Raw genomic sequence first — 26,807 nt, forward strand, 5'->3', positions numbered from 1 at the left:
TCCCCATCTACCTTGGCGCGCATGATAGCGATCGCGACCGTCATTCTAACCTATACATAGGTGTCGTTTGCGCAAAAGGTGGTTTTGCCTTCTGTTTCAAGCGATTGACCGTGTGTGCGGCTGGATTGGCAGTGGTGTGGACCAGAGGTCCATGTTCTTTGACGAGGACAGACCGCCCGGTCCCGGCCTATAGTGCGTCTTGAACGGTGACTGTCCGGCTATGCCGCGTTGTTCAGGGAAGAGCAGAGTGAATATCAGTTTCGTCGATAGCCGAGCGAGCCATGAAGCGGTGCACACGATTGCCTTTCGGGGCGGGGTTGCAGCGCCCGCGACGCGCAGCGTCCCCGAGGAAGTGGCGATCGCCTTCTCCTATGGCGGCAGCTCGCATGCGGTGATGATGGCGACGCCGGATGATCTGGTCGACTTTGCCGTCGGCTTCAGCCTTGCCGAGGGGCTGATCGACGCCGTCTCGCAGATCGAGGCGATCGAGGTGGTCCAGGACGAGATCGGCATCGACGTGCAGATCACGCTTGCCGACGATGTCGAGGAGAAGCTGCGCGCGCGCCGGCGGCACATGATGGGGCCGGTGGGGTGTGGTCTGTGCGGCATCGAATCGCTGGAGCAGGCCGTGCGCACGGTTCGGCCCGTACTGTCGTCCGATCTGACGATCACGCCTGATGAGATCGCGCGCGCCGTGGCGAGCCTCGGCGATCACCAGCAGCTCAACCACAAGACCCGCGCGGTGCATGGCGCCGGGTTTTTCGTGCCGGGGAAAGGGCTTCTGGCAGTGCGCGAGGATGTCGGCCGGCACAATGCGCTGGACAAGCTCTGCGGTGCAGTCGTCACCTCGGGCGTTTCCGGCGGCAGCGGCGCGGTCGTTGTGACCAGCCGGCTTTCGATCGAGATGATCCAGAAAGCCGGGTTCCTTGGCAGCCCGATCCTGATCGCGATTTCGGCGCCGACGGCCTATGCGATACGCACGGCCGAGGAGGCCGGAATCACCATGATCGCCGTTGCGCGCGGAGAGGATTTCGAAATCTTCACGCATCCGCAGCGGGTGATTTTCTAACTTCACCCCAAAAAGGAAAGACCGCCCCGGGGTAGGGGGCGGTCTCTGGCGGATCGAGGGGGAGCGATCCGCGGCGTCGATGCGGGGGCGGCATCGACGACAGGTAGCGCTCGGCGCTACCGCCTCACGGAGGGGACGTGAGGCATGAGAGGAAGCTACTCCGTTCCCATCCGCTCCATAACTATACTTAGGTGTGGTCAGACTAGACGACCATAGAATAGGCCGACCGAAGAAGGCCGCCTAAGCTCCAGCCACATTCACCGGACTGGAGCTAATCCCATGTCGTCGTTCAAGAAGACGTTTTCCCTGGCAGCCAAACGAGCCGGAACCAGCCCACCGGCACAGCTGCCCGAGGCGCAGCGACCGAAGCGGATCGCGATCACCGTCGATCACGACGAGAGGCGTTTGCCGGTCTTGCTGATAGCGCCGACCATTCATTGATCCCATCCACGTTCATCACACCATCACCAGGAGACGACCATGACCTATCAACCCGCATCCAGGATCCAGCGTGCGGCGCTCGCCACTCCGACCGATCTCTCCTCGAACGCCACGACCGATATCGCGGCGGCGCTGACGGCGCTGCTTGCCGACGTGTTCGTGCTCTATCTGAAGACGAAGAATTTTCACTGGCACATGTCCGGCCCGCACTTTCGCGATTATCACCTGATGCTGGACGAGCAGGGCGAGCAGATATTCGCCATGACCGACGACATAGCCGAGCGTGTCCGCAAGATCGGCGGCACGACGCTGCGCTCCATCGGCCACATTGGACGGCTGCAGCGGCTGCTCGACAACGATGCGGATTACGTGACGCCTGAGGATATGCTTGCCGAGCTGCGCGACGACAACAAGCAGCTTGTGGGCCTGATGCGCCAGCTGCATGAACTGACATCAGAGCATAACGATGTCGCAACGACGAGCCTTATCGAAAACTGGATCGACGAAGCCGAGCGCCGCGCCTGGTTCCTGTTCGAGAGCACGCGCCGCGGCGCGTAAGCTTATGCGATTACCCTAGCGCCAGCCATCCCTGACCTTGCCGGTTGGGGATGGTTTCTTGATTCGCATGCGTCCGGCCATTCGAGCGGATATGCCCCGCGTGCAGCGGAGCCCATATGCGCCTTGGCCGCTTGCGTCTCGTCGATTGAATGGCGCAGTCACATACCTTGGTATGGTCGCAGCTACACCCCAATACGATTTCGAGATCGTAGCCCTGGCCCTAGGCTCCTCTCAGAGAACGAAAGGGATGCGTCATGACCACCCAGGCATTTCGCGACAGCATCGCATGCCAACCGTCATCCGCGCCGGCACGGCCATTTCCTTCGATGCCGCTCGAGGCGCTGCTCGATATGGATCCGGATGCGTCGCTCTGGGAACGGCTCTACTGGCAATTCACGCTTCCGGCGTTCCTATCCACGGCGCTCGATAGCCTGCGCGAGGATTGCGGTGGACAGTCATAAGGAGGGAACAGGAATGACGAAGGACTGCATGCCACTTGTCGAGGTGTCAATTCAAAGGGATGGCCGGCTGATTCCGCTCGGGATCATGACGAGCGCGCAGGCGCGCGAGCTGCCGCATCGTCATGACTTCGTGTTCGTACACATGGCGGAGCGGGCGGGTGGTCGCGAAGTGCCTCGCGCCAGATAGAGCCGCATACGAATATGCTCCAGCAAAGCATGCGCCTTGCGATAGTCAGCCATTTAGATTTTCAGGGAAATTTATCAGCTGTTTCAGCGTGATGATGATGGTCGGAGTGGAGAGATTCGAACTCCCGACCCTCTGGTCCCAAACCAGATGCGCTACCAGACTGCGCTACACTCCGTGCCAACGAGGAGCGCAATACACGGTTCGATCGTGCGCTGCAATAACTAAAATGGTGTTTTCCCACGGATCGTCTTTCCGAGGCTTTCAGGTTGATGTCAGTAAGCAATGCCATCCCCGCCTGGTTGGCGTGGCAGCCTTGGCTGGTGCGCGTTCTGGCATTGGGATGCATTTTGGAAAATACGGGTTCATCGAGTGCGCGGGCCGGCTATCGGCCGAAGATCGGAAGTGTCACGCTGTCGGTGCTGACGGCGGTCTACATTTTGGCGGTGGCGAACCAGACATTCTGGATGCGGGCTTTCGGCTATCTGGCCACCACGCCAATGGCGTTCATCGCCTTCGTGCTCGGGATTTTCGCAATCACCATCGCGGCGCTGACCACATTTTCTGTCAAATACCTGACCAAGCCGGCGCTGATCTTCTTCGTTATGGTGGCGGTGGTATCCTCCTGGTTCACGGATCAGTTCGGCGTGATCATCGACAAGGAGATGATCCGCAACGCAGCGGTGACCACGCGGGCGGAATCGGCGCATCTGATCACCTTTTCCTTCGTGCTTCACATTCTCCTGTTCGGCGTGCTGCCGTCGCTTCTCATTGCCTGGGTCAAGATCGTTCACAGGCCGTTTTTGAAGAAGTTTGCCTGGAACATGGCCGTTATTGTGCCGTGCCTGGCGATTTTCGTCGCTGCCGGTCTCGGCTTTTCGCAGACCTATGCCGCGGTCGGGCGTCTGCACAAGGATATCATGCTGACGCTGAACCCGTTCATTCCGATCGGAAACGCTGCGCGCTTCGTTTTCGCCACCGAGAACGATCGCACCGTTGTGCGCCGGCCGCTCGGCACCGATGCGCATCAGCGCACGGCGAGCGCCAATGGTAAGCCCCGGGTGACGATCATCGTTGCCGGCGAGACGGGCAGGGCGCAGAATTTTTCGCTCGGCGGTTATCCGCGAGAGACCAATCCGGAGATGAAGGCGCGCGGCGTCATCTATTACAAGAACGCGACGAGCTGCGGCACCTCCACGGCGGTTTCGCTGCCATGCATGTATTCGGTCTACACGCGGGCGGACTACACGCATCGCAAGGGGCTCGAGACCGATAACCTCACGGACATTCTCGGCCATGCCAAGGTCGACGTCGAGTGGTGGGACAATGATACCGGCAGCTATGGTGTCGCCAATCGCATTCCCTATCGCTTCCTGCCCGATGCCGCCGATCCGCGTTTCTGCACGGATGGCGAATGCCTCGACACGGTGCTGCTCGACAAGCTCGGCGACTGGCTTTCGAATGTGAAAAGCGACAGCGTTCTGGTACTACACCAGCTCGGAAGCCACGGGCCGGCCTATTACCGGCGCTACCCCGACGATTTCCGTCGCTTCACGCCGGATTGCCGGACGCCGGAATTCGGCGCCTGCAAGCCGGAGGAGATCGTCAACGCGTACGACAATACGATCCTCTTCACAGATCACGTGGTGGCCAAGGTCATCGACAATCTGAAGAAGCACCAGGACACGATTTCGGCGTCGATGCTCTACGTCTCCGACCACGGCGAGTCGCTCGGCGAGAACGGGCTCTATCTTCACGGCGCGCCCTATATCATCGCCCCGGCGGAGCAGACGCGGGCGCCGATCATCGTCTGGCTGTCGCCCGATTTCAGCGTGGCCTCCGGCATCGATACGGCCTGTCTTGCGGCGAGCGCTTCCAATCCGGTGTCGCACGACAATTTCTTCCACAGCGTTCTCGGGCTGATGGATGTCGAAACCAGCGTCTACGATGCGAAGCTCGACCTGTTTTCCGGCTGCCGGAAGGCGCCGGACAAGGCGGTGCAAGCCTCGTTCAAAGGGTAGGTTGTTGGCGCGCGGACCTCATGGCTTTTCGCTTGAAAAGGAAGGGATTCGCCGCTAAGCAAAATTCATCTATCTGTGCGATCGTAGATGAAGATGTCCCGCACGGGGGCAGTCCATTGATTGCGAAAGCCATAATTCGGAGGCGTGCAGCTATGTCTGCCAAGATCTATCGTCCAGCAAAGACCGCCATGCAATCCGGCAAGGCAAAGACTCATCTCTGGGTGCTGGAGTTCGATCAGGAAACGCCGCGCACGATCGACCCGATCATGGGCTACACCTCTTCGTCGGACATGCGCCAGCAGGTAAAGCTGAATTTCGAAACGCAGGAACTGGCTGAAGCCTATGCGCAGCGCAACGGCATCGAATACCGGGTGATCGCGCCGAAAGATCCGCAGCGTCAGACGGTGGCGTATCCGGATAATTTCCGCTATACGCGCACGCAGCCCTGGACGCACTGATTTCTTCCAGAGCCCATGCCTTCGATGCGCGCTTGCGCATCGGCAGTGTGGCCCCTTAGCTCAGCTGGATAGAGCACCTGCCTTCTAAGCAGGTGGTCGCAGGTTCGAATCCTGCAGGGGTCGCCATTTTCTTTCGAGCATCACTTCTACCCGAACCAGCTTCAATCGATCCGGAATCAAATCTTGAAATTTGCCAGTATTTCCTCGTCGACAGGTTGAGGTAAGTACCTGATAGGATCGATGTTTCGCCCGACGGTCTGTACGACCAGCCCATTATCGGACCTCCCCAATTGAATGTCTGGCTCGGGCGAACCCAGATACAGCAAAGATTTGATCGTCGAATTCAACGCCGCGTTCACCGCTTTATTGTTTTCGACAAGAACCGGGTCGGTCCAATAAGACTGAAGGTCGGCGCATTTCTCTACATTCCCTTTTACGGTTTGCCCTGGGTGGAACCAGACCCTGACGGAATTGCTTTGTTCGCTCGGCCAATTGCACACTAGGTGGATTCCGAAGCTCATGTCGCCTTTATCGCCGCGCTGCTCTACGTAGGCTCCCTCGAAGTGCAAGCCTATTTCCTCCATGACCATCAATTTCTGTTGGCGACCGAAATGAAGGAAGATGTTGGTCCCACCCGGCAACTCGGCGGTCGGACCCAGATCGTAGTCTGCCACCGAGTGATCGGGTAGCTTCGGTAAAAGGGCGCTCACGTCGAAGATCGCTGGGGCCATCGGTTCCTTCATCACATTCCGAGCTAACAGTCGAAGATTTGCGTACCGTGGAGCTTTGGCACTTCCGGGCCTAGAAAATCCTTCGATAGGAGAACCAACGAGACGGGTAGGGTGAAAGGTCATGGGAACGCTTGTGTGGCATCAGATGATCGAGCTTTCATCAACAGCCTGCAAGAAACCGGCGGCGACTTGCATCGAACTGAAGGGCCTCAGCTCGACGTGAGCTAGAACGAGAAAGGGGAGGCCGTTTCCGGTCTCCCCTTAAACTCACCACCCGCTACATGGTGCGGTAGTATTTGACGCTTACCGTCTGACCCTACCCGGTGCCGCTCGGACCTGTGCAGCTCTTAACCACACCTTATTTTTCACGACCATGAGGCATAAACATGGTCGGGATGTTTCCATCCGTCACTACGTGATAGATAAGCCAAAATTCGCATAAGTCAACCCGCCGTCAATTCGCCAGAGCGCTCATGAAGCAAATCCCTGACACCGATGATGCGCCGACAGAAGTACAGACCCTGGCCGCTCCTGATAATGATGAACCAGAAGATAGAAGGTCGTCAACCAATACGACACGCTTGTCTTGAAGTCCAGCCGGGGCGTCGGACCGCGTGAACGGATCGAATAGGTGCCGTATCTTTGGAGAAACCATCTTCATGACGACCGACTTATCCCCGGACGCTGTAGACCAGAGTTTCAATTGAGATTTGTACTCATCGATTTCCGCAGGTATCAAACCGGACGGCACACTGCCGTATTCCGCGTACATCTCCGTAAAAGTCTTCTTTCTGATAAAGTCCGGGGCAGCAAGCGGGAGACCGGTCACCTCTGCAACAATTTCCGCAATTTCGAGGCAAAACCCATTTCCTGAAGGTACAGGAATTACAACGTCGGCTTCGATTTTCATTTTGCTGACGATAACGGCACATCGTTCCAGAACCTTCTTCCTGAAAACTGGAACGATGGTGAAGCGGTTCAAACTCTTCATCGCGTAGATAAGGGGATTGCCGTCACCTTTGTCGTAATTGTATTTGCTTCGAGTGAAAACGTAATGCACTGGAATTCCATCCAGTTCTACCTGGGTGGGATTGTCATCAACGGAGGTATTTACGCGCTTTTGATGTGTGTCGTCGATTTGGACGGCGTTCTTGATAACGTTGATTCCCACTCAGCACCATATCAATCATCAGACACTCCCATGCTCCTGCTGGAAATCACTCGATGCCTTACCTCGTTGTTTCTAAGGTAGTTCACCGAGGCAGGGATTTGAAGAGCGCCACTCCGTCAGGAGGGAGACAACGCGCGTTAACCATACGTTAACCCTTTCGGCTAGGTCTCTTGACTCCCAGCCCATCTTTCCCTGATCCTCCGCCTCGGCGTCCCAAAACAGGACACCTTCCACGGATCGTTTACCGATCCACTGAGCAACGCTTGCGCCAACGGCACCGCTTCATGCAAATGGCGGTCCGCTTCGGACTTAACGAACGAGGTGAGACGTGCAGCAGATAGACCGAATATCTGGGCCTTCGCGGGATGACCGCTCGGCTTTTTCGGCTGCCTGACACCACGTCGGCCCAGCCGGTCCTGGCTGAGCTTCTCATCCCACCTTCCGCATGATGCGAAACAGGTGGCCCATGATCTCCAAACCTCACAATCCGTTCGTTTCCCTGGGACATCTGTCCCATCGTTCCGAGGTGCTCTCCGTGTCTTACCACCAGTACATATGCGTCTACCGGCGAAGATGACCGGGTGTGCCACCTCCGCTGTCGGGAGGTGATTATTCCCCGGTTGTTCCGATTGTGGCCCGGATTGCGGTCACAGCGTAGCGCTGGAGGTGTGTCTTGAAGACGCATTTTTATCCGTTCACGGGCCAGGCAATGCCGGTGCCGTCGAACATTCTGCAGGCTCTCGGTGTCCCGGCAACGACCGTGGCAGAGCTGATGCGCATCGGTGTCATCCCTACGACGGGTTTGTCCGTGAAGGGAGGTCGCCGTGGCTGATCCCAATCCCGCACTCCTGGAAGCGATCTTCGCCGACAGCCATAAGCCGCTCCGCCAGATCGGTCACGGCATGTACGGCCGGGGTCACGCGGTCTCGTTCCCGACCAACAAGGTGCCTTCGGGTATTATCCGCGCTCATTCGACACTGATGGCGGACGGGCTGCTGCATCTGGACACCAGTCCGGACGTCGTGCAGCTGTCTGCCTATCCGCTGGAGGTGGCATACTGGTCGACGAAGGACGGCAAGACGCCGGAAAAGCGCGACCACATCCCTGACATTGCGGCCAAGCTCCGTGACGACAGCGTGGTGTTCATCGACTACGTGCCGTGGAACGAGCAGCTGGACACACGCCTGTTCTGGCGTCGTGTGAAGGAACGTGCCCGTCATTTCCGCGAGGAGTTCGACTGCGACTATGCGGTGCACGACGAACGTTCGATCCGGATCGAGCCTCGTCTGACGAACCTGCGTCTGATGTGGACGCACCGTGCCCGTCGCACCGAACCGACTTCGCTGGCTCACGCCCGTCAGGTCATCCGTGAGGTGAAGCTCCCGGCGACGATCCGCTCGATCTCGGACAAGGCAGACTTCGCCCGCCAGGCAATCCTCTGGGAGGGGGATGATGCGCCGACGGTCCTTGATGAGACCAACCTCATTTTCACTGCCGTGATGCAGCTCGCCATGCGCGGCGAGGTTCGCCTCGACCTTGGCAAGTCCCTGACGCTCGACTCCATCATTTACGAGGTGACAGCATGACCCTGACCGCCAAGCACTTTGACTTCCTTTTGAAGGGCTCGATGCGCCTGTTGACGCCGGAGCAGCTGATCCTCCCGAATACGCCTGTGGAGCACGTGAACGCGCCTGCTCAGGATATCGTCCCGGGTGATCAGTTTGCGATTTTCGCGGACGGTGACCGCAGCACCTACGGCATCTACACGGCGCAGGCGTGGACGAACGGGTCTCCGCAGACGCCGCGCCTGCTGACGCTGTTGGACTCGAAGTTCCAGTCGCCGCTATGGCTTTCGCCCTGGCAGATCGACTGGCTCAACAGCCACGGTCGCCTGCGCTCTGTGCATTTCGAGCCCCGCGCACACCGCAAGACGATCCTGCCCGGCAGCAGCCTCAGCTTGACGCCGAACCAGTCGAAGAAGGCACACCAGCTTCTCGACTATATCGATCACTATGTCCGCATCTGCCGTGACGAGAACAAGGGAGTAGGGTGCGTCCGCCTTCTCGACCGTGCTCGTCAGGAGGTCGGCGAGCGCCGTGGCGAAAAGCCGGTCGGCAAGACGGCACTCTACGAGGCTATGGCGAAGCTGAAGGATCGCCGCAACATGGACCGTGTTCTGGCCGTTGCGCCGCTTCCGAGCAATGGCAACGCCATCGAGCGCTTCAACCCGCGCCTGGAGGAGGCAATGCGTCAGGCTGTGAAGACGGCTTGGACCGACCCGCGCGGCAGCTGGCTGACAGTGAAGGCCGCGCTCGGCGAGTTGTGCTCGGACAAGGGGGATTTTCCCGACCAGGAAGAGCTGGCGAAGGCGGTGTCCAAGAGCACGCTGCAGCGTCGTTTTGCTAATGTCGATCTCTGGACGCAGACCTTCTTGCGCTACAGCGAGGAAGAGGCCAACCGCCTTTCGATGCAGGCAGCACGCCTAGCTCGCCCGGATCATCCGCTGGACGTCGTCGATATCGACCACACGGAGCTGAATGTGGTCGTCTACGACGATCTGGTCCCGGTGGCGTTCGGCAAGCCCGACATCCTCGTCTTCCGCGACCGCCACTCGGCAGCGGTGATCGGCTTCCATATCGGTTTCGAGGCACCGTCCTTTGCGGGCTTCGTTGCAGGTCTGAAGCATACCGTCTACCCGAAGGACCCGCGCTCGTTGCCGGGAGGCATGACATTCCCGTGGTACGGGATGCCGACGCGCCTTGGTGTCGACCAGGCCAGTCACTTCACGGGCGGCAGCATGGAGAATGCCGAGCGTGAACTTGGTTTCCAGGTCATCGAGTACCGTCCGGGACGCCCATGGGAGAAGGGCGCAATGGAGCATCTGTTTTCAATCCTTGGCATGCAGCTGACGGACCGCCTCCTCGGGACCACGACCCGTTCACCGAGCGAACGCAAGAAGTTCACCAAGGAGGACGATATCGCCAAGCCGGTGTTGTCGATCCGCGAGCTTTACGGGTTCCTGCTTTATTACTTCGGGGAGGTCTACAACCGCTCGGAGCACGCCGGGCTCGGGCCGCTTGTGACACTTTCGGACACGCCCGCAAAGCTTTGGGAGGAAGGCATTCCGCACGCAACGATGCGGCCTGTCGTTGATCCGGCGGTGTTCACGCGGCTGGTCGGTATCACGGAAGAGGTGACGGTCCAGGCTGATGGTGTCCGTATCGACTACCTCCACTATCAGTCTGCCGAGCTGGTAGCGCTGCGCACGCACCCGAAGCACAAGATGGGAACCCGGGCGCACCGGGCGACTAAGTACACGGTGACGCGTGATCCGAACGATCTCGGTCGCATCTGGGTCAACGACCCTTATCGCAAGGTGATGATCGAGGTCCCGGTACAGGATATCGAGAAGCGCTACGCAACCGGCCTGACGCTGTATCAGCATCGTCAGATCATCAAGTACCACCTCGAACAGAAGAAGAGCCAGCCAGGCGTCGAGGAGCTTACGGATGCCCGCCGCAGCTTGGAACTGCAGCTGGCCGATATGCACGCCAAACGCAAGAAGCACGGGACGGCGAAGAAGCTTGCCCGCTTCGTGTCGGGCCAGGCGGCAAAGCTGCGCAGCGCCGAGATCATCGAGCTGACGGCGAACCCGGCCGTGGACGGCTGGATGAACCCAGCCAACCCGATGCCTCAGCAGCCAGAGGCCAAGGTCTCGCCGAAGACGCAGGGCTTGTTGCCTGGCGAAACGCCGACGGGACCTGACCTGATGCCGGATATCCCGGAAACGGCGGAAGAGGGCGGTGCCGAAATCGCCGCTGTCGACATCGAAGAACTGAAATCTCGCCACTCGGATTGGGAGGAATAGGATGACTGACGCCTACATCACGTTGCCGTTCAACATGGAAAAGCTGTCGACTGAGCAGCGTGTCGTAGTCTCCTCCCAGCCTCCGGCGGTGCGCCAGCATATGATCGAGACGCTCTTGTATCCGTCACCCCTGTTCAAGAAGGGCAACGCGTTCATCGGCAAGTTCCACCACCCGGTAACTGGCGGTCGCCACGGTACGGGGAAGATCGGCGGACTGCTTGGGCCGTCCCGCGTCGGCAAGTCGGCAATCTGCAAGTTCTACCGTTCTCATCATCCGGCCCGGATCGAGGAAGACGGCGAGGCTTACCCGGTCGTCTACTTCCAGGCTTCGGACGACATGACGCCCCGGACGATGGCGGAACGCATCTGTGAGGCGACGGGAGCCCGCTCCCTGGCGCAGATGAAAACCCCGGCCTTGATCGACACCTGTATCAATCGTCTGGTACGGGCAAAGACCGAGCTGCTGATCATCGACGACGCTCAGTTCATGTTCATGGGCCGCCGTGTGGACCAGGTCCGCAACTTCAAGAGCTTTATCAAGCTCGCCAGCGACCGCAATGCGTTCAACACACTTCTGGTGGGGGAACCGATCATCAAGGACGTGGTTACGGCGGTGGACTATCTGGTCGGCCGTGGCGGCTTTCCGAATGAAGCTCTCGTGCCGCTCGGCGATACCACCGACGAGTTCGAGCAGTTCACGTTGATGCTGGAAGGGATCGACAACCGCCTGCCGTTCCTCATGAAGTCGAACCTTTCGGATGCGAAGATCGCTGCCGATATTCACCGTTTCAGTGGCGGGCTTATCGGCCGGGTGATGAACCTGGTCCAGGCGTCAGCCTTCGAGGCGATCAATGCCGGGACGTCCAAGATCATGATCGAGCACCTGCGCTCGGCAGCCACGATGCTGGTTGCTGCGAACGACAGCCACTCGTATTTCCGCTAGGAGCCAGGCATGCCGGTGAATCGTGATCTCCCGTTCTCGCAGTGGCGGCTCCGTCCCGAGCCCGCCGAACCCTCGTACGGATACTTCGCCCGCCTGGTCGCAGACGAAGGCCATGCCAGCTTGAAGGTCTATGCGACCGAGATCGGCATCAACGGCCGCAGCATCGTGCCTGAAGAGTTGTTGCACGTTTTGCAACAACTGCCGCTCGCTCCTGAGGATCACGAGCGCCTGCGACACTCAACGCCGGTCCTTCGGGACGGCATCTACCATATCGGCAACGAGCGCGTACGCCCCCGCCAGCTGTCGTTCAAACACCGCCGCTTCTGTCCTCATTGCCTGGCCGAGCGGCTTCATCATCGTATCCAGTGGGATATCGTTGTCGCCACGCATTGCCCGATCCATGGAACGGCGCTGATTGACAGTGTCGACGGTAAGAAGCTCGGCTGGTGGTGGCCGCACTTCGACGTCTCCCCTGAAGGCGAGAGCTTGATCGACCGGCGGTCTCCGAAAGCGGAGGTCAGCTTGCCGTTCCATGAAATGCTGCGATCCAGGTTGGAGTTTGGACAACGGGAGTCGGGGCCGACAGCGGAGTTCGAGCTTCACGACATCATCGAACCCGCCCGGTTCTTCGGCCGGTACAGCAACGCCGGTCAGCTCGTCCATCCGCGCAACAACCCCATCGGAGATATCGAAGCTGGCTTCGCCCTCCTGGTAATCCCTCACGCCGAGCGCGTGGCCTGGTTCGCGACCTGGTATGAAACCGTCATCGACAAAGAGAAGCGGCGGAAGGGCTATTTCGCATCGACACCGGCAACGTCGAAGGCGGACGGCGGTCGTGCAAACAATCTGCTTTGGGAAGCGCTGGAGACCGCTCAACAGGAAGGCTTTGCCCAAGTAGGAACACTAGGCCGGAAGCGTACCCGTCGTAGCGCCAACCGAAACGAGATGACGCTCCTCGAAGCCTCCCGCGAGCTGAAGGTGCCACCGAAGGCGCTCGGCAAGTTTATCCGCAAGCTCGGGCTGCTGCCGGACGCCAAGTGGAACGGTGACGCTCTATCCATCGATCCAGCGACGTTTCAGACCTTGAGGGCGACCATCGACAATCTGATCACGCTGCCGCAGACCACTTCGATCACTGGCATCCCTGGACACGAGTTCCGGCCAGTCGCGAACGCTGGGTTCGTTCAGGAGATCACGGGCCTGCCGATCAACCGGGTAGGCGGTCCAAAGTATCTGGCGAGTGAGGTCGTTGAGATCGTCGAACGGTTCCGCGCTTTGACGGACGACGTCGCAACCAATGAGATGAAGACGCTTCTCGGTTATGCGAGAGCCGCTGGCCTTAGCACCGGTCACGTGCTCGTTTCGTGTCTTCGGCGGAAGCTCAGGCCAGCGGGGATAGACATTGCTCGCACCGGGCTCAGATCGCTTTATTTCCGTGACGACACTTTTGAGCGCAATCGTCTTTGAATAATTCAATCTGGACCGCGTGATCTGTGTCTACAAAGGCTGAATACCATGCGGTGGTGAGCGCCGTGAAAGTTTGAAAGCTTAACAATATCTATCAAACGCAACGGTGTCACTGACGTCGTACGATATCGATGTCAAGCCTCGCTGTGACTGCCAAGAGACGAGAACAATTCCTCTTTGAGGTTGAATGCTCTTGTAAGCTTCTTGTCGACCTTCAAGGCAAGGAGACCCCAAAGCAGAAGCCAAGGGAAAAACAGTGGCGACGTAATGATAAGGCCAAAGACGATTGTGGTCGAATCTTCGTTGATAAGCCACGGGAATATCGCGACCCAAATGGCGCAGTAAGTGATAGCTGCCGGAATGAACGCTGATAACAAGACAAGGACACCGCGAAAATAATCTTTAATACCGTAGAATATGTTTCCCAACATAACGCCTCAAATAAAGAATGATGTTCTGAACATGGTGGGCGCGAGGAAATCAGGTGTCAACCTGCTGTTTGGCGGTTAATCGGGCCACGATCAATCCTGGCAAAAACTCTAATTGATGCGGCTTAGCTCTCAGCCCGTTGGCAATCTCCCTTGTCCCTAGTCCATTGCAAATTCATTCCAGCGCGTAGTCGCCGACCAATTACATATTCGGCCGAAATCCATTCCGGCTGGATGTGAGGTTTCGGCACTCCGTTCCGGATTGATGCGAGGATCATTCCGTTGCAGCGAATACCAGAGGTGCAATTACACAATGTTTTCAGTGCAACCCATTCCGGCTGGATGTGATCGTCCTCATTTTCTGCAATTTCCCGCCCGGACTTGAATTCGCCACATTGACCTACCATATCAAGCCCATCGGCATTGCTGGTCAGTGTTCCACACAGCGAACGCTCGCAGTTGCCGGTATCGCGTTTATGCTTTTGACCACGGATGTACTGGCACTGGTGTGAGATGCGAATAGGAAGGTCGGTGCGGTTTCGCCCCGGCCTTTTTTATTGTCCGGAATTCGGGCCGGCTCAAAGCTTCACGTGATGTTCAAAGACAAAAGGCCGAAGCGGGTGCTTCGGCCTTCTGTGGTTTTGGTGGTGCTGCGTCTTTGCTGCTATTTCACCGCTGTTGCGTGGCGCCTGCCTTTGCCGAGGTCCGGCAGGAAGACGGTGAGCAGGCCGAGCAGCGGCAGGTACGAGCAGACGTGGTAGACGAAGACGATGCCCATGCGGTCCGCCACCATGCCGAGTGCAGCGGCACCGATGCCGCCGATGCCGAAGGCGAAGCCGAAGAACAGGCCGGCGATCATGCCGACGCGTCCGGGCACCAGTTCCTGTGCGAAGACGACGATGGCTGAGAAGGCCGACGCCAGGATGATGCCGATCACGAAGGTGAGCACGATCGTCCAGGTGTAGCCCGCATAGGGCAGCGCGAGGGTGAAGGGCAGGGCGCCGAGGATCGAGAACCAGATCGTGAACTTCGTTCCAAACCAGTCGACGATCGGGCCGCCCGCGACCGTGCCGATGGCGACCGCGCCCAGGAAGACGAAGAGCAGGATCTGCGCCTCTTGGACCGAAACCTGGAAGCGTTCGATCATGTAGAAGGTGTAGTAGCTCGAAAGACTGGTCATGTAGACGTATTTCGAGAAGACCAGCATGGCGAGGACCGCGATCGACATGATCACCTTGGCGCGCGGCAGCACGACGGCGGGCACCGCGGCCCTGCGGCCGGCATTGGTGCGGCGGTGGTTGGAGTACCAGACGCCGACGCGCCACAGGATGATCATGCCCGTCAGCGCGGCAACCGAGAACCATGCGACGCTGGTCTGGCCGCGCGGCAGCACGATGAAGGCGGCGGCCAGCGGGCCGATCGCCGAGCCGAAATTACCGCCCACCTGGAACAGCGACTGCGCCAGACCGTGGCGTCCGCCCGACGCAAGGCGCGCGACGCGGGAGGATTCCGGATGGAAGACCGCCGAGCCGAGACCGACGACGCCGGCGCCGACGAGCAGCACCCAATAGGCGTGCGCATAGGCGAGCAGGATCAAGCCGATCAGGGTAAAGAACATTCCTGCCGACAGCGAATAGGGCAGTGGGCGCTTATCCGTGTAGATGCCGATCAGCGGCTGCAGCAGCGAGGCTGTGACCTGGAAGACCAGGCCGAGCAGGCCGATCTGCGTGAAGTCGAGACCGTAGCCCTCCTTGATCATCGGATAGAGAGCCGGGATAAGCGACTGCATCGTATCGTTCAAGAGATGGCAGAAGCTCACTGCCATGATGATGCTGAAAACCGTTTGTTCCGCGGAGTGTTTCTCCGCCGTCATTGTACCTGTTGTCACGATGTTCCTCCTGAGAACCTGACTATCCGCATAGTCTCCTTGCGGCAGTCCCGCTTTCGTGTTTTGGTCTCATTCTTTCGCGATTGGGCCAGGGCTTATGAAAGCGTTGCAAAATATGACGTCGGCGGAACTGGCCAAGCTCCATGTCGAGCGGCTGGCGGCCATCGAGGCGGCGTCGGAGCCGGTTCACACCATCCCGTCCGAGTATCCCTCGGGCTATCACGTGGCGCCCCATCGGCACAGCCGCGCGCAATTCGTCTATGCGCGCACCGGCGTGGTCATGGTGTCGTCGCGGCAAGGGCGCTGGATGGTGCCGCCGGAGCATGCGCTGTGGATACCGGCCGGACTGGACCACTCGGTGGATATGCTGGGCGAGGTGACCATGCTGTCGGCCTATATCAGCTCCGATGCACTGGTTGCCCTGCCTGAGGCCATTCGTGTGGTCGGGCTCACCGATCTCGCGCGTGCGCTGATCATCGAAGCGGTGTCTCCAAGTGGTGACCTCAAGGGTTCGCGGCGGCAGCGGCTGGTGGTGGCGCTGCTGCTCGAGGAGATTTCGCGGCTGCCTGATCGCTCGCTTGGCCTGCCTATTCCCGGTGATGCAAGGCTTGCGGGGCTCTGCCGTGCCTTTTTAGCGAACCCAACCGCGCGGTTGCTGATCGACGATTGGGCCGAGCAGCTCAACATGAGCCGGCGGGCGTTCACCCGCGCTTTCCGTCGGGAGACCGGCATCAGCCTTTCGACTTGGCGGCAGCAGGCTGCCTTGTTTACGGCGTTGCCGCGGCTGGCAGCGGGCCAGCCGGTGACAACAGTTGCGTTCGATCTCGGTTACGAAAGCGTCGCGGCGTTCACCACCATGTTCAAGCGCATGCTTGGCGCGCCGCCGCGCGCCTATTTCAGGGTTGCCGAGCCCAATTGAAATTCCTCGATAATTTCGAGTGAAGGCCTTTCGCGCTGTCACACGCCCGACATCGGCGCGCCGCATAACTGTGCGAAACATTCGTTTGACATTCGAATGAGTTTCGCTTTAACTGTTTTCACTTTCGCAATCGCGTTGTCTTGTTTGCGTTGCGGCATTTTCTGAGGGCATGGGACGCGTGAGCGGTCAGATTCACGATCTTTTCGTTATCGGTGGCGGCATCAATGGCTGCGGTATCGCGCGTGACGCGATCGGGCGCGGCTATTCCGTTGCGTTGGCTGAGATGAACGATTTCGCCTCCGGCACGTCCTCTGGTGCCACCAAGCTCATTCATGGCGGCCTGCGCTATCTCGAGCATTACGAGTTTCGTCTGGTGCGCGAATCGCTGATGGAGCGCGAAATCCTTTGGGCGATGGCGCCGCATATCATCTGGCCGATGCGCTTCGTGCTGCCCTATCACAAGGGCGGGATCCGGCCTGCGTGGCTGATCCGGCTCGGACTGTTCCTCTACGATCATCTCGGAGGTCGCAAGCTTCTGCCACCGACCAAGGTGCTCGACATGCGCCGCGATCCGGCGGGCAAGCCGTTGAAGTCGCTATTCACCAAGGCGTTCGAATATTCCGACGGCTGGGTCGATGATGCCCGCATGGTGGTGCTGAATGCGCGCGATGCGGCCGACAAGGGTGCGCTGATCATGCCGCGCACCAAGGTGGTCTCGGCGCACCGCGAGAATGGTGTCTGGGCGATCGAGACCGTGGATACGGTGACCAGCGAGAAGCGGCATTTCCAGGCGCGGATGCTGGTGAACGCGGCGGGTCCATGGGTCGATCACGTCATTCGCGCCGCCTTCGGGCAGAACGAGGCGCGGCATGTGCGGCTCGTCCAGGGCAGCCATATCGTGGTGAAGAAGAAGTTCAACGATCCCAGAGCCTACTTCTTCCAGAACCCCGACAACCGCATCATCTTCGCGATCCCCTACGAGCAGGACTTTACGCTGATCGGTACCACCGATCGCGACTACAAGGCCGATCCGAAGGATGTGAAGATTTCGGACGAAGAGACGACCTATCTCTGCAAGGCCGCGAGCGAGTATTTTAACGAGCCGGTACGGCCGGAGGATATCGTCTGGACCTATTCCGCCGTGCGTCCGCTCTTCGACGATGGCGCGTCCAAGGCGCAGGAAGCGACGCGCGATTACGTGCTGAAGCTCGAAGGCGAGGGCGCGCCGGCGCCGTTGCTCAACGTCTTCGGCGGCAAGCTCACGACCTATCGTCGGCTGTCGGAACACGCGCTGGAGAAGATCGGCGCGGCAATCGGCGCCAAGGGTGCCCCGTGGACGGCCAAGAGCCATCTGCCCGGCGGCGATTTTCCGGCGCAGGGATACGAGGCGGAAGTGCGCAAGCTGAAGGGCAGCTATCCGTTTCTCATCGATACGCATGCCCGCCGCCTCGTTCGCCGCTACGGCACGAAGGCTGCGGTGATTTTGGGACAGGCGCGCGGGACCGAGGATCTCGGGCGCTGTTTCGGGAGCGACCTCTATGAGGTGGAGGTTCGCTACCTGATCGAGCACGAATGGGCGAGACACGCCGATGACGTGCTCTGGAGGAGAACGAAGGAGGGCTTGCGCCTGACGAGGGAGCAAGCCGCGGTTTTGGAGGAGTACATGGCCGCGCTACCGGCTCAGATGGCCGGATAAAAGAGCGGCATGTGGTCCCCGCTGTGAGGAGGCACGGGAACCTGAATGCTGGAATTGCGAAACATCGCAAAGACGGTCGGTGCGGATACGCATATCCACGCGACCGATCTCGCGTTTGAACGCGGCACGCTGAACGTGCTCCTGGGGCCGACCCTGTCTGGCAAGACGTCGCTGATGCGGCTGATGGCCGGGCTCGACCGGCCGACCAGCGGGACGATCCATTTCGACGGCGTCGATGTTACCGGCATGCCGGTGCAGAAGCGCAATGTCGCGATGGTCTACCAGCAGTTCATCAACTACCCCGCCTTTACGGTCTACGAGAACATCGCCTCGCCGATGCGGATATCGGGCAAGGATGCCGCCACCATCGATCGCGAGGTGCGCAAGGCCGCCGATCTCTTGCGGCTGACGCCCTATCTCGACCGCACACCGCTCAATCTCTCCGGTGGCCAGCAGCAGCGCACCGCGCTTGCCCGCGCGCTGGTCAAGAACGCCAGCCTCGTCTTGATGGACGAGCCGCTTGCCAACCTCGACTACAAGCTGCGCGAGGAGTTGCGCGCCGAACTGCCGAGGATATTCGCGCAATCGGGCGCCATCTTCGTCTATGCCACCACCGAACCATCCGAAGCCCTGCTGCTCGGCGGCAATACGGCGACGCTGTCAGAAGGGCGGGTGACGCAGTTCGGGCCGACGATTTCGGTCTACCGGACACCGCGTGATCTCACCACCGCCAAGACCTTCGCCGATCCGCCGCTCAATTTCATCGACGTGGTGAAGGCGGGCGCGACGTTCCAGCGCGACGGGCGCGCGGTGTTTACGGTGCCGACGCATCTGGCCGGCATGGCCGATGGGCCGGTGACGGTGGCGTTTCATCCGCATCATCTCGGGCTTGCCGCGCAGACGCCGGGTGCTGTGCAACTCAAGGCGCGCACGCAGCTGTCTGAAATCACCGGTTCGGAGAGCTTCGTCTATCTCGATTACGAGGGTGCGCGCTGGGTGATGCTGGCGCACGGCATTCACGACATCGATTCGGACACCGATATCGACGTGTTTCTGGATGGCCGCCACCTGATGGCGTTCGACACCAGCGGCCGGGCGATCTCGTCCGGCGCAACGGCTTGAAGGGGTAGGGACATGGCACGCATCACGCTCGACCACATCCGCCACGCCTACGGGCCGAACCCGCAATCGGACAAGGACTACGCGCTGCGCGAAGTCGACCACGAGTGGAACGACGGCGGCGCCTATGCGCTGCTCGGACCATCCGGCTGCGGGAAGACGACGCTGCTCAACATCATCTCCGGCCTGCTGCAGCCGTCACATGGCCGCATCCTGTTCGACGGCAAGGACGTGACCAACCTCGCGACGCAGGCGCGCAACATCGCACAGGTGTTCCAGTTCCCTGTCATCTACGACACCATGACCGTCTACGACAATCTGGCCTTTCCGTTGCGCAATCGCGGCGTATCGGAGCCGGAAGTCGATCGTCGCGTTCGCGAAATTCTCGAGATGATCGATCTGACGCCGATGGCGCGGCGCAAGGCGCAGGGGCTTACCGCCGACCAGAAGCAGAAGATCTCGCTCGGCCGGGGACTGGTGCGCAGCGACGTCAACGCGATCCTGTTCGACGAGCCGCTGACGGTCATCGATCCGCATATGAAATGGGTGCTGCGTTCGCAGCTGAAGCGGCTGCACAAGCAGTTCGGCTTCACCATGGTCTATGTCACGCATGACCAGACGGAAGCGCTGACCTTCGCTGACAAGGTCGTCGTCATGTATGAGGGCGAGATCGTGCAGATCGGCACGCCCGCCGAGCTCTTTGAGAAGCCGAGCCACACCTTCGTCGGTTACTTCATCGGCTCACCCGGCATGAACGTCCTGCCGGCAAAGCTCGATGGCAGCAGGGTGACGGTGGGGGCTGAGAGCCTGCAGCTCGACTACGCGCCGAAGGCTGCCGCGGGCGCAAAGACCGAGCTCGGTATCCGGCCGGAGTTCATCCGCCTCGGGCGCGAGGGCATGCCTGTCACCATCAACCGGGTCGAGGATATCGGCCGGCAGAAGATCGTGCGGGCGGATTTCGCGGGCCAGCCGATCGCCATCGTGTTGACGGAGGATGCCGAGATCCCCTCGGAGGCGCGGGTCACCTTCGATCCCAAGGCCATCAACATCTACGCCGATTCCTGGCGCGTCGGCAGGGAGGGCTGAGCCATGAACAAGACCTGGAACAACAAGGCCTGGTTTCTGGTGCTGCCGGTGCTGGTGTTGGTCGCCTTCTCGGCGGTGATCCCGTTGATGACCGTCGTCAATTATTCGGTGCAGGATACGTTCGGGAACAACGAGTTCTTCTGGGCGGGCACGGACTGGTTCGTGCAGACGCTGCAATCCGACCGTTTCTGGGCAGCGCTGCAGCGCAATCTCGCCTTCTCGCTGATCATCCTGGCATTGGAGATCCCGCTCGGCATCTTCATCGCGCTCAACATGCCGAAGAAGGGGATCGGCGTGCCGGTCTGCCTCGTTCTGATGGCTTTGCCGCTGCTGATCCCGTGGAACGTCGTCGGCACGATCTGGCAGGTGTTCGGTCGCGTCGATATCGGCCTGCTCGGCCATACACTGGAGGCGATCGGGCTCGACTATAATTATGTCCGCGATCCTGTCGATGCGTGGATCACCGTCATCGTCATGGACGTCTGGCACTGGACGAGCCTTGTCGTGCTGTTGTGCTATGCCGGCCTCGTGTCGATCCCGGATGCCTATTATCAGGCGGCGAAGATCGATGGCGCGTCGCGCTGGTCGGTGTTCCGCTACATCCAGCTGCCGAAGATGAAGCGCGTGCTTCTGATCGCCGTGCTGCTGCGCTTCATGGACAGCTTCATGATCTATACCGAACCCTTCGTCGTCACCGGCGGCGGCCCCGGCAACTCGACCACCTTCCTGTCGATCGATCTGGTGAAGATGGCCGTCGGTCAGTTCGACCTCGGTCCGGCGGCCGCGATGTCGATCATCTACTTCCTGATCATCCTGCTGCTCTCATGGATCTTCTACACCGTGATGACCAGTGGCGACGAGAACGCGTGAGGAGGAGAGGACCATGGCCCAAGCAATGACACAGACGATGAAATACAAGCCGGCCGGCAACTTCTCCTGGGTCGTCTCGACCGTCTACATCATCTTCCTGCTCTTGCCGATCTACTGGCTGGTCAACATGAGCTTCAAGGAGAATGCCGAGATCACCGGCACCTTCTCGCTCTGGCCGCAGAACCCAACGCTCCGGAACTACACGATCATCTTCACCGATCCGTCGTGGTACAACGGCTATATCAACTCGATCACCTATGTGGTCATGAACACCGTCATCTCGGTGCTGGCGGCGCTGCCTGCGGCCTATGCCTTCTCGCGCTACCGGTTTCTCGGCGATAAGCACCTGTTCTTCTGGCTGCTCACCAACCGCATGGCGCCGCCCGCCGTTTTCGCACTGCCGTTCTTCCAGCTCTATTCGGCATTCGGCCTGATCGACACCCACATTGCGGTGGCGTTGGCGCACTGCCTGTTCAACGTGCCACTGGCGGTCTGGATCCTAGAAGGCTTCATGTCCGGCGTGCCGAAGGAGATCGACGAGACGGCCTATATCGACGGCTACTCGTTCCCGCGTTTCTTCATCCGCATCTTCATGCCGCTGGTGGCATCGGGGATCGGGGTGGCGGCCTTCTTCTGCTTCATGTTCTCGTGGGTGGAACTGCTGCTTGCCCGCACGCTGACGACCACGGCGGCCAAGCCGATCTCGGCGATCATGACGCGCACGGTGTCGGCCTCGGGGATGGACTGGGGCGTGCTGGCGGCGGCCGGCGTGCTCACCATCATTCCCGGCGCGCTCGTCATCTATTTCGTCCGCAACTACATCGCCAAGGGCTTCGCGCTCGGCCGCGTCTAAAGGGGAGACCAGACATGAACTTTTCCTGGATGGCGTGGACGCTGCCGACCGCATTGTTCTTTCTCACGATTCTCGTGCTCCTGATCGGCATGAGCATATGGGAATATCTGGCGCCGGGCGGATCGCCGCGTGTGGGGGGCTTGAGGTTCGAGACCACGCGGGGAGACCGTCTCTTCATTTCGCTGCTGGGGGCAGCGTTCATTCATCTCGCATGGTTGGGCCTCGTCGGGCCCAACCTGTGGTGGGCTCTTGGGCTTGCCGTAGTCTACGCCATCGGCGTGTTCCGCTACGTGTGAGGCCAGGGAGATACAGATGGCCGGGGGTACTGGCCGCCTGACGTGAAGACTGCAATCGCAAACCTTGGGAGGATATCATGCGACGGCATCTACTAGCGACAACAGCAGGCATCTTGCTGGCCATGGCGGGTTCCGCCTATGCCGGCATGGACGAGGCGAAATCATTCCTGGACAAGGAAGTCGGCGAACTCTCGTCGCTTTCGCGCGCCGACCAGGAAAAGGAAATGCAATGGTTCATCGATGCTGCGAAGCCCTTCGCCGGCATGGATATCAAGGTCGTTTCCGAAACGCTGACGACGCATGAATATGAATCGAAGGTGCTGGCGCCGGCGTTCACCGCCATCACCGGCATCAAGATCACCCACGACCTGATCGGCGAAGGTGACGTCGTCGAGAAGCTGCAGACGCAGATGCAGTCGGGCGAGAACATCTATGACGCCTATGTCAACGATAGTGACCTGATCGGCACCCATTGGCGCTACCAGCAGGCCCGCTCGCTGACCGACTGGATGGCGAACGAAGGCAAGGATGTCACCAACCCGGGACTCGACATCAACGACTTCATCGGCACCAAGTTCACGACCGCGCCGGACAAGAAGCTCTACCAGCTTCCCGACCAGCAGTTCGCGAACCTCTACTGGTTCCGCTACGACTGGTTCAACGACGAGAAGAACAAGGCGGACTTCAAAGCGAAGTACGGCTACGACCTCGGCGTTCCGGTCAACTGGTCTGCCTATGAGGATATCGCCGAGTTCTTCACCGGTCGTGAAGTGAACGGCAAGAAGGTCTTCGGCCACATGGACTACGGCAAGAAGGACCCGTCGCTCGGATGGCGCTTCACCGACGCATGGCTGTCGATGGCTGGCAACGGCGACAAGGGTCTCCCGAACGGTCTGCCTGTCGACGAGTGGGGCATCAAGGTCGACGAGAACTCGCGTCCCGTCGGCTCATGCGTCGCGCGTGGTGGCGATACCAACGGTCCGGCTGCCGTCTACTCGATCCAGAAGTATCTGGATTGGTTGAAGGCCTATGCACCGCCGGCAGCGCAGGGCATGAACTTCTCCGAATCCGGCCCCGTGCCGGCGCAGGGCGAAGTGGCGCAGCAGATCTTCTGGTACACGGCGTTCACGGCCGATGCCGTCAAGCCGGGCCTGCCTGTCGTCAACGAGGACGGCACGCCGAAGTGGCGCATGGCGCCCAGCCCGCACGGCGTCTACTGGAAGGACGGCATGAAGCTCGGCTATCAGGACGTGGGTTCCTGGACGCTGATGAAGTCGACACCCGACGATCGCGCCAAGGCCGCATGGCTCTATGCGCAGTTCGTGACCTCGAAGACGGTCGACGTGAAGAAGAGCCATGTCGGTCTCACCTTCATCCGCGAATCCACCATTCGCGACAAGAGCTTCACGGAGCGCGCTCCGAAGCTCGGCGGTCTGGTCGAGTTCTATCGCTCGCCGGCCCGCGTGCAGTGGTCGCCGACCGGAACCAACGTACCTGACTATCCGAAGCTGGCACAGCTCTGGTGGCAGGCCGTCGGCGATGCGTCCTCCGGCGCCAAGACCGCCCAGGAAGCCATGGATTCGCTTTGCGCCGAGCAGGAAAAGGTCTTGCAGCGCCTGGAGCGTGCCAAGGTGCAGGGCGATATCGGTCCGAAGCTCGCCGAAGAGCATGATCTCGAATACTGGAACAAGGACGCGGTCGCCAAGGGCAACCTCGCTCCCCAGCTGAAGATCGAGAACGAGAAGGAAAAGCCGGTCACCGTCAACTACGACGAACTGGTCAAGAGCTGGCAGTCCCAGTAACGGGCGCCACGGCCGGGGATTAGCATCCCCGGCCAATCTCCATGCCGGCGGCGTGCGAAGGCTGCCGCCGGCTCTCTCCATTTTCAAATCCATGTTGGCAACCTGCCGATCGAGCGGCGGGAACGGTACTCCTATTCAGTCGGAACAGATCATGGGCGGGTTCATTCTGGCGATCGATCAGGGCACGACGTCGTCGCGAGCAATCATCTTCGACGGCACAATGGCGATGGTCGCCTCGGCGCAGATGGATGTCCGGCAGCACTATCCGCAGGCGGGCTGGGTCGAACATGATGCGTGCGAGATATGGGAGAGTGTCGTCACCACCGCGCGGCAGGCGATCGACAAGGCGGGCATCGCGGCCTCGGCGATCGCCGCGATCGGGATCACCAATCAGCGTGAAACGACAGTGGTGTGGGACCGCAAGACCGGCAGGCCGCTTTACAGGGCAATCGTCTGGCAGGACAGGCGCACCGTCGAGATCTGCGACAGCCTGAAGGCGGATGGCTATGAGAAGCTGGTTCGTGCCAAGACAGGACTACTGCTTGATCCCTATTTCTCCGGCACCAAGCTGCGCTGGCTGCTCGACAATGTCGATGGGCTGCGGGAGCGCGCACGGATGGGCGGTGTTTGCTTCGGCACCATCGACAGCTGGCTGATCTTCAACCTGACGGGCGGGCGGGTTCACGCGACCGATGCGACCAACGCTTCGCGCACCATGCTCTACAACATCACCGATGCGACCTGGGACGACGAGCTTTTGGGCGTGCTTTCAATACCGGCGCCGCTACTGCCTGACGTCAAGGACTGCGCTGACGATTTTGGGGTCACGGACAAGTCGATCCTCGGAGCGGCAATCCCGATCCTGGGCGTTGCCGGAGACCAGCAGGCGGCGACGATCGGCAATGCCTGTTTTGATCCGGGCATGATGAAATCGACGTACGGGACGGGTTGCTTCGCGCTGCTCAACACCGGCCGGGATCGGGTTGCCTCATCAAACCGGATGCTGACGACAATCGCTTATCGGCTGGACGGCGAAACGACCTATGCGCTCGAAGGGTCGATCTTCATCGCGGGTGCCGCCGTGCAATGGCTGCGCGATGGGCTCGGCCTCATTTCGCGTGCTTCCGACAGCGGCGCTTTGGCTGTTGCGGCCGACCAGGGGCAATGCGTCTACATGGTGCCCGCATTCACCGGGCTCGGCGCGCCCTATTGGGATCCGCAGGCGCGCGGCGCCATCTTTGGATTGACGCGCAACAGCGGGCCAGCGGAGCTGGCGCATGCAGCGCTTGAATCGGTTGCCTACCAGACGCTGGACCTGCTGGTGGCCATGCGCAAGGATTGGGGCGAACGTCGGATCGGGACCGTGCTCAGGGTCGATGGCGGCATGACGAATTCCGACTGGACGATGCAGCGTCTCGCCGACATCGTCGCCAATCCCGTGGATCGCGCAGCAGCGCAAGAAACGACGGCTCTTGGTGCTGCATGGCTTGCGGGGTCGCGGGCGGGTGTCTGGCCGGATCGCGCCGCTTTTGCGAAAGCATGGCACAGCGACCGCCAGTTCCTGCCGACGATGCCGGACACCGAACGGCAGGCGAAGATCGCCGGCTGGCGCGATGCCGTATCGCGAACGCTTTCGCGCCCGCTCAGCCCGTGATCTTCACGTCCGATCCGGCCAGCAACGACAGGTCGCGGGCGGCCTGTTGCAGCATGACGATCGTTTGCTCGATATCGGGTGCGTCGGGCGCATTGACGAGGCCGATATAGGGGCAGGTGAGGGCGGCGATGACGCGGCCGTCGGGGCCGAGGATCGGGGCCGACAGGTTGTGGACGCCGGCGGTCTGGGCGCTCGGCATCTTCTCGTAACCACGTTCGCGAATATCGCTCAGGCGCTGATAGAACTCCGCTCCCGGCCGCTTGGTCTTGGGATCGCGAGCGTGCTCGGCGATCATCATTTCGCGTTCCTCATCGGTGCGGAAGGCCAGCAGCACGTGTCCGGAGCCGGTTTCGAGCAGGCTCATATGTGAGCCGACGCGGATCGATATGCCCCAGTAATTTGGTGCTTCGTGCTGGGCGATGACGACGGCGGATCCGCGATCGAAGACCACCAGATGGTTTGCCTGGCGGGTGCGCTGCGCGAGGTCGCGCATCAGCGGCATAGCGAAGGAGGCGAGGCGGCGGGCAGGGGCATGCAACTGCGACAGGCCGAAGAGCTTGAGCGTCAGCGTGAAGCGGTCGCCCTCGAGCTTGGTGACATATCCGCGGCGCACCAGCCGGTCGAGCATGCGGTAGAATTCGTTGGGGCTGCGGTCGAGGCGCTTGGCGATTTCCGCCTGGGTCAGCCCCTCCTCGACGCTTGCCAGAAGCTCGAGGATATCAAGCCCCTTGTCCAAGGCAGGCGCCCGGTACCGGTCGGCTTCATCCGCGTCCATGCTGTTCTCCTGTGAATATGCCTTTACATATACAAATAAGCTCAGGCCG

Annotated in this window: 25 protein-coding genes and 2 tRNA genes; 22 read left to right on the forward strand and 5 right to left on the reverse strand. The window is 60.3% G+C overall.

The features are described 5' to 3' along the window. Positions 1-247 precede the first annotated feature (247 nt). From fdhD to ACCD05_RS04795, 5 genes are all read left to right on the forward strand, one after another. Positions 248-1,069, forward strand: a complete 822-nt coding sequence (gene fdhD / locus ACCD05_RS04775; protein ID WP_413391350.1) for a formate dehydrogenase accessory sulfurtransferase FdhD — start codon at positions 248-250, stop codon at positions 1,067-1,069. Between the two features lie 279 nt (positions 1,070-1,348). Beyond that, positions 1,349-1,510 carry a hypothetical protein gene (locus ACCD05_RS04780; RefSeq protein ID WP_413391352.1) on the forward strand — a complete coding sequence of 54 codons (162 nt, stop codon included), beginning with the start codon at positions 1,349-1,351 and terminating at the stop codon, positions 1,508-1,510. A 39-nt stretch (positions 1,511-1,549) separates the two neighbouring features. Then, positions 1,550-2,068, forward strand: coding sequence for a Dps family protein (locus tag ACCD05_RS04785; protein ID WP_111561986.1), 519 nt, complete (start codon positions 1,550-1,552; stop codon positions 2,066-2,068). Between the two features lie 254 nt (positions 2,069-2,322). Continuing rightward, positions 2,323-2,529, forward strand: a complete 207-nt coding sequence (locus tag ACCD05_RS04790; RefSeq protein WP_413391354.1) for a hypothetical protein — start codon at positions 2,323-2,325, stop codon at positions 2,527-2,529. A 13-nt stretch (positions 2,530-2,542) separates the two neighbouring features. Beyond that, positions 2,543-2,716, forward strand: a complete 174-nt coding sequence (locus ACCD05_RS04795; RefSeq protein WP_413391356.1) for a hypothetical protein — start codon at positions 2,543-2,545, stop codon at positions 2,714-2,716. 98 nt (positions 2,717-2,814) lie between these two features. Here the strand turns inward: ACCD05_RS04795 and ACCD05_RS04800 are convergent. Then, positions 2,815-2,891, reverse strand: a tRNA-Pro gene (locus ACCD05_RS04800). 94 nt (positions 2,892-2,985) lie between these two features. Between ACCD05_RS04800 and ACCD05_RS04805 the strand changes: the two genes are divergently transcribed. The 3 genes from ACCD05_RS04805 to ACCD05_RS04815 all read left to right on the forward strand — a co-directional run bounded on the left by ACCD05_RS04805 (position 2,986) and on the right by ACCD05_RS04815 (position 5,318). Continuing rightward, positions 2,986-4,734 (forward strand): phosphoethanolamine transferase, encoded by a 1,749-nt coding sequence (locus tag ACCD05_RS04805; protein WP_413391358.1) that lies wholly within the window; start codon positions 2,986-2,988, stop codon positions 4,732-4,734. Between the two features lie 152 nt (positions 4,735-4,886). Next, positions 4,887-5,192, forward strand: coding sequence for an ETC complex I subunit (locus ACCD05_RS04810; RefSeq protein ID WP_018900450.1), 306 nt, complete (start codon positions 4,887-4,889; stop codon positions 5,190-5,192). A 49-nt stretch (positions 5,193-5,241) separates the two neighbouring features. Beyond that, positions 5,242-5,318 (forward strand) — tRNA-Arg (locus ACCD05_RS04815). A gap of 50 nt (positions 5,319-5,368) precedes the next feature. On the opposite strand, the gene ACCD05_RS04820 is transcribed toward ACCD05_RS04815, so the two are convergent. Further along, positions 5,369-5,923, reverse strand: a complete 555-nt coding sequence (locus tag ACCD05_RS04820; RefSeq protein ID WP_413391360.1) for a hypothetical protein — start codon at positions 5,921-5,923, stop codon at positions 5,369-5,371. 454 nt (positions 5,924-6,377) lie between these two features. Next, entirely contained in the window at positions 6,378-7,094 is a 717-nt protein-coding gene (locus ACCD05_RS04825; RefSeq protein WP_413391362.1) for a phosphoribosyltransferase family protein, read from the reverse strand. 673 nt (positions 7,095-7,767) lie between these two features. Between ACCD05_RS04825 and ACCD05_RS04830 the strand changes: the two genes are divergently transcribed. Genes ACCD05_RS04830 through ACCD05_RS04850 form a run of 5 tightly spaced genes read left to right on the forward strand, consistent with a single transcriptional unit; the run spans position 7,768 to position 13,372 of the window. Next, positions 7,768-7,926 (forward strand): hypothetical protein, encoded by a 159-nt coding sequence (locus ACCD05_RS04830; protein WP_413391364.1) that lies wholly within the window; start codon positions 7,768-7,770, stop codon positions 7,924-7,926. Further along, positions 7,919-8,680 carry a hypothetical protein gene (locus ACCD05_RS04835; protein WP_413391366.1) on the forward strand — a complete coding sequence of 254 codons (762 nt, stop codon included), beginning with the start codon at positions 7,919-7,921 and terminating at the stop codon, positions 8,678-8,680. Before ACCD05_RS04830 ends, ACCD05_RS04835 begins: the two co-directional genes overlap by 8 nt. Then, a complete protein-coding gene (locus ACCD05_RS04840; protein WP_413391368.1) occupies positions 8,677-10,962 on the forward strand; it encodes a Mu transposase C-terminal domain-containing protein in 2,286 nt (761 codons plus the stop codon). Before ACCD05_RS04835 ends, ACCD05_RS04840 begins: the two co-directional genes overlap by 4 nt. A 1-nt stretch (position 10,963) precedes the next feature. Next, a complete protein-coding gene (locus ACCD05_RS04845; protein WP_413391370.1) occupies positions 10,964-11,905 on the forward strand; it encodes an AAA family ATPase in 942 nt (313 codons plus the stop codon). 9 nt (positions 11,906-11,914) lie between these two features. Then, a complete protein-coding gene (locus ACCD05_RS04850; protein WP_413391372.1) occupies positions 11,915-13,372 on the forward strand; it encodes a TniQ family protein in 1,458 nt (485 codons plus the stop codon). 1,092 nt (positions 13,373-14,464) lie between these two features. Here ACCD05_RS04850 and ACCD05_RS04855 read toward each other — a convergent pair. Next, entirely contained in the window at positions 14,465-15,673 is a 1,209-nt protein-coding gene (locus ACCD05_RS04855) for an MFS transporter (protein WP_413391636.1), read from the reverse strand. A gap of 112 nt (positions 15,674-15,785) precedes the next feature. Here ACCD05_RS04855 and ACCD05_RS04860 point away from each other — a divergent pair, with 112 nt between their 5' ends. The 9 genes from ACCD05_RS04860 to glpK all read left to right on the forward strand — a co-directional run bounded on the left by ACCD05_RS04860 (position 15,786) and on the right by glpK (position 25,983). Then, positions 15,786-16,607, forward strand: coding sequence for an AraC family transcriptional regulator (locus tag ACCD05_RS04860; protein ID WP_047505518.1), 822 nt, complete (start codon positions 15,786-15,788; stop codon positions 16,605-16,607). A 169-nt stretch (positions 16,608-16,776) separates the two neighbouring features. Next, positions 16,777-18,303 carry a glycerol-3-phosphate dehydrogenase gene (glpD, locus tag ACCD05_RS04865; protein WP_413391374.1) on the forward strand — a complete coding sequence of 509 codons (1,527 nt, stop codon included), beginning with the start codon at positions 16,777-16,779 and terminating at the stop codon, positions 18,301-18,303. 45 nt (positions 18,304-18,348) lie between these two features. Next, positions 18,349-19,425: an ABC transporter ATP-binding protein gene (locus tag ACCD05_RS04870; protein WP_413391376.1), complete on the forward strand. Its 1,077-nt coding sequence runs from the start codon at positions 18,349-18,351 to the stop codon at positions 19,423-19,425. Between the two features lie 12 nt (positions 19,426-19,437). Beyond that, positions 19,438-20,508 (forward strand): ABC transporter ATP-binding protein, encoded by a 1,071-nt coding sequence (locus ACCD05_RS04875; protein WP_413391378.1) that lies wholly within the window; start codon positions 19,438-19,440, stop codon positions 20,506-20,508. Positions 20,509-20,511: 3 nt separating this feature from the next. After that, entirely contained in the window at positions 20,512-21,378 is an 867-nt protein-coding gene (locus tag ACCD05_RS04880) for a carbohydrate ABC transporter permease (protein ID WP_037178749.1), read from the forward strand. A 25-nt stretch (positions 21,379-21,403) separates the two neighbouring features. Then, complete coding sequence (locus ACCD05_RS04885; RefSeq protein WP_113198533.1) at positions 21,404-22,231, forward strand: carbohydrate ABC transporter permease; 828 nt, start codon at positions 21,404-21,406, stop codon at positions 22,229-22,231. A gap of 14 nt (positions 22,232-22,245) precedes the next feature. Continuing rightward, a complete protein-coding gene (locus tag ACCD05_RS04890) occupies positions 22,246-22,527 on the forward strand; it encodes a DUF2160 domain-containing protein (protein ID WP_413391380.1) in 282 nt (93 codons plus the stop codon). A gap of 77 nt (positions 22,528-22,604) precedes the next feature. Further along, positions 22,605-24,329, forward strand: coding sequence for an ABC transporter substrate-binding protein (locus ACCD05_RS04895; protein WP_047505507.1), 1,725 nt, complete (start codon positions 22,605-22,607; stop codon positions 24,327-24,329). 151 nt (positions 24,330-24,480) lie between these two features. Continuing rightward, positions 24,481-25,983, forward strand: a complete 1,503-nt coding sequence (gene glpK, locus ACCD05_RS04900) for a glycerol kinase GlpK (protein WP_413391382.1) — start codon at positions 24,481-24,483, stop codon at positions 25,981-25,983. Here glpK and ACCD05_RS04905 read toward each other — a convergent pair. Further along, a complete protein-coding gene (locus tag ACCD05_RS04905; RefSeq protein ID WP_413391384.1) occupies positions 25,973-26,758 on the reverse strand; it encodes an IclR family transcriptional regulator in 786 nt (261 codons plus the stop codon). The genes glpK and ACCD05_RS04905 overlap by 11 nt on opposite strands. Positions 26,759-26,807: the final 49 nt, after the last annotated feature.

It is taken from the genome of Rhizobium sp. Rhizsp42, assembly GCF_047304155.1.
In the GTDB taxonomy this organism is placed as follows: Bacteria; Pseudomonadota; Alphaproteobacteria; order Rhizobiales; family Rhizobiaceae; genus Rhizobium.

Coding starts and splice junctions, on each gene's coding strand:
- ACCD05_RS04795 (WP_413391356.1), top strand. CDS start 2,543: ATGACGAAGGACTGCATGCCACTTGTCGAGGTGTCAATTCAAAGGGAT.
- ACCD05_RS04895 (WP_047505507.1), top strand. CDS start 22,605: ATGCGACGGCATCTACTAGCGACAACAGCAGGCATCTTGCTGGCCATG.
- ACCD05_RS04820 (WP_413391360.1), bottom strand. CDS start 5,923: ATGGCCCCAGCGATCTTCGACGTGAGCGCCCTTTTACCGAAGCTACCC.
- ACCD05_RS04785 (WP_111561986.1), top strand. CDS start 1,550: ATGACCTATCAACCCGCATCCAGGATCCAGCGTGCGGCGCTCGCCACT.
- ACCD05_RS04860 (WP_047505518.1), top strand. CDS start 15,786: ATGAAAGCGTTGCAAAATATGACGTCGGCGGAACTGGCCAAGCTCCAT.
- ACCD05_RS04880 (WP_037178749.1), top strand. CDS start 20,512: ATGAACAAGACCTGGAACAACAAGGCCTGGTTTCTGGTGCTGCCGGTG.
- ACCD05_RS04890 (WP_413391380.1), top strand. CDS start 22,246: ATGAACTTTTCCTGGATGGCGTGGACGCTGCCGACCGCATTGTTCTTT.
- ACCD05_RS04845 (WP_413391370.1), top strand. CDS start 10,964: ATGACTGACGCCTACATCACGTTGCCGTTCAACATGGAAAAGCTGTCG.
- glpK (WP_413391382.1), top strand. CDS start 24,481: ATGGGCGGGTTCATTCTGGCGATCGATCAGGGCACGACGTCGTCGCGA.
- ACCD05_RS04875 (WP_413391378.1), top strand. CDS start 19,438: ATGGCACGCATCACGCTCGACCACATCCGCCACGCCTACGGGCCGAAC.
- ACCD05_RS04885 (WP_113198533.1), top strand. CDS start 21,404: ATGACACAGACGATGAAATACAAGCCGGCCGGCAACTTCTCCTGGGTC.
- ACCD05_RS04790 (WP_413391354.1), top strand. CDS start 2,323: ATGACCACCCAGGCATTTCGCGACAGCATCGCATGCCAACCGTCATCC.
- ACCD05_RS04905 (WP_413391384.1), bottom strand. CDS start 26,758: ATGGACGCGGATGAAGCCGACCGGTACCGGGCGCCTGCCTTGGACAAG.
- ACCD05_RS04805 (WP_413391358.1), top strand. CDS start 2,986: ATGTCAGTAAGCAATGCCATCCCCGCCTGGTTGGCGTGGCAGCCTTGG.
- ACCD05_RS04810 (WP_018900450.1), top strand. CDS start 4,887: ATGTCTGCCAAGATCTATCGTCCAGCAAAGACCGCCATGCAATCCGGC.
- ACCD05_RS04780 (WP_413391352.1), top strand. CDS start 1,349: ATGTCGTCGTTCAAGAAGACGTTTTCCCTGGCAGCCAAACGAGCCGGA.
- ACCD05_RS04855 (WP_413391636.1), bottom strand. CDS start 15,673: ATGACGGCGGAGAAACACTCCGCGGAACAAACGGTTTTCAGCATCATC.
- ACCD05_RS04850 (WP_413391372.1), top strand. CDS start 11,915: ATGCCGGTGAATCGTGATCTCCCGTTCTCGCAGTGGCGGCTCCGTCCC.
- ACCD05_RS04870 (WP_413391376.1), top strand. CDS start 18,349: ATGCTGGAATTGCGAAACATCGCAAAGACGGTCGGTGCGGATACGCAT.
- ACCD05_RS04840 (WP_413391368.1), top strand. CDS start 8,677: ATGACCCTGACCGCCAAGCACTTTGACTTCCTTTTGAAGGGCTCGATG.
- glpD (WP_413391374.1), top strand. CDS start 16,777: ATGGGACGCGTGAGCGGTCAGATTCACGATCTTTTCGTTATCGGTGGC.